The sequence below is a fragment of the Polynucleobacter sp. 39-46-10 genome (assembly GCF_002282275.1).
Map to the genome: position 1 here is coordinate 495 of NZ_NCJB01000378.1, position 2,039 is coordinate 2,533.

Annotated in this window: 1 protein-coding gene; it reads right to left on the reverse strand. The window is 46.5% G+C overall.

The features are described 5' to 3' along the window. The coding region (locus B7X71_RS15835) for a penicillin acylase family protein (RefSeq protein WP_293601438.1) at positions 1–2,039 on the reverse strand (2,039 nt) is incomplete at both ends.

Here is a 2,039-nt window from a genome sequence, read left to right on the forward strand (position 1 = left end):
CCTAGGAAGGGGACTTTGCTGAAGGGGCGGTGCTCTGAGACGGCTATGTGCGCATTTCCCCAGACCCAATTTTTAGGGTTATCGCCAAATTGGGCGCTGAGTTGCTCGAGTGCATTATCAAATGCTGCATTAGAAGCCTCTGCACAAGTTTCAATTTTTTCAGTTTGGGGATCGTTGCACCAAGGACTATCAGGATTTTGTAATTGCAAAATCAAGGGTTGCCTAAAGTTACGCGCCCCATAATTTTCAGTAAACAAATAAGCCAAACGTGAAAAGAGTTTTCTTGATAACTGATCAGCCCAGGCGTTAAAGATGAGTGCACCAGCACTATCAATTTTCATATCGCCATCAAAGTTTCTACTGAGTTCAATAGCTTGTTGCGCGAGAGGATGTTTTGATTGGGCAGACTTAAATAATTCCAATAATGGTGTGGCACCCAAAGAGTGGGTATCTGCTTGCATTGACTTCATGGATGGGAGGTCATGCATTGACTTACCTTTAATGAGCTCCACAATTCTGTCGTAGCGGGTTGGCAAATCCCAGTCTCCAGTCAGTGGGTTCGGATCATTGCTGGACAATATTTTTTGGTTAGCAGTGGCTATCCAGTTTGTATCTGGGTTGTTGCTACTGGGCAGTTGATCAAAAGGGACGTACCCGGTCCAGTCATATTGTTTTTCCCAGCTCAGTGCCGGTGCTACTCCATATAGTCCCTGGTGTAATGTTCGCTTAGGAGCAACACCAGCTGTCTGAAGTGAAATATTTCCATCTACATCTGCCATTACAACGTTTTGCATGGGGGCATAGTTTTTGCGGAGGGCTTGCTTGAATGTGTCCAAGTCTTTGGCGTGATTCATATCAATCAAACCATCAACAGATTGATTCTCGATGTCCAGGGCAGTCCATCGCAAGCTCAGGGCAAAACGATCAGTATCAATAGCACGTTTGGCTCGAGCATAGGATTCTGAAATCACTGGGCCATGTCGAGTCTCTTTGACCAAAAAGCGAAGAGGGAGCTGGCCTTTGATGTCAATGATTTCTTGGCGGACCTTAAAAGGAAGTGGTCCCTCGGGCCCACGATAGACACCAGGATTTTTTGGGTCTAATTGCTCAATATATAAATCCTGAACATCTGGACCTGTATTGGTAAAGCTCCAAGCAAACTTATCAGTTCTACCTAGTACTACTGCGGGAATACCGGGTAGGGTGGCGCCAATCACATTGAGACCTGGAGCCTCCATGTGAGCCATATACCAAATCGCCGGGGCTGATAAGCCTAGATGTGGATCATTCGCAAGCAAAGGCTTGCCAGAAGCCGTGAGTTTCCCACTGAGTGCCCAGTTATTAGAGCCAATGCCATCCTTGCCACCTGGCACTTCAGTGATGGCTAATTCTGTTGCAGGCAGCTTCTTCGACTTTTGATCGCGCGCGTGTGGATTCGGATTAAAAACATTGATGTCCCGATACATTTTGGCGAAGTCAACGTTGCTCACGGGATCAGCTGGTGTATATGCTGGCATTACTTCCCACACTTGTTGGGTTGTTAAGAATTGCGAAAGTTCAAGGCGTTGCAATTCTTTATGCCAATTACCACCGAGATCAAGTGCCATCATCAACATCCATGCCACGCTATCCGTGGGGGACCAGTGACCTGGTTTGGATCCAGTTAAATAGTATTCAACCGGTAGAGCCCAACCCAAGTAGGTATTGCCAGCGTTGACCCCATCCGCATAGGATTGCAGTAATCGCTTAGTGGCAATCGGGTAGCGATCAAATTGCTTTTCGGCTGCATGCTTAATTCCTAGGGTTCGAATAAAGCGATCAATTGCTACAGTTTCATTGCCTAGAATTTCAGAAAGCCGACCGCTGGATAGTCGGCGGTTAATTTCCATTTGCCAAGAACGTTCGCTAGCATGTAAATAGCCCAAAGCAAAGAGTGCATCACTCGAGCTCTTTGCCTGGATATGTGGAATATCACTCTCATCAAAGCTAATCGCAACGGAATTTCCAAGGGTTTTTATGATCCGCTTGCCAGAGGGGTT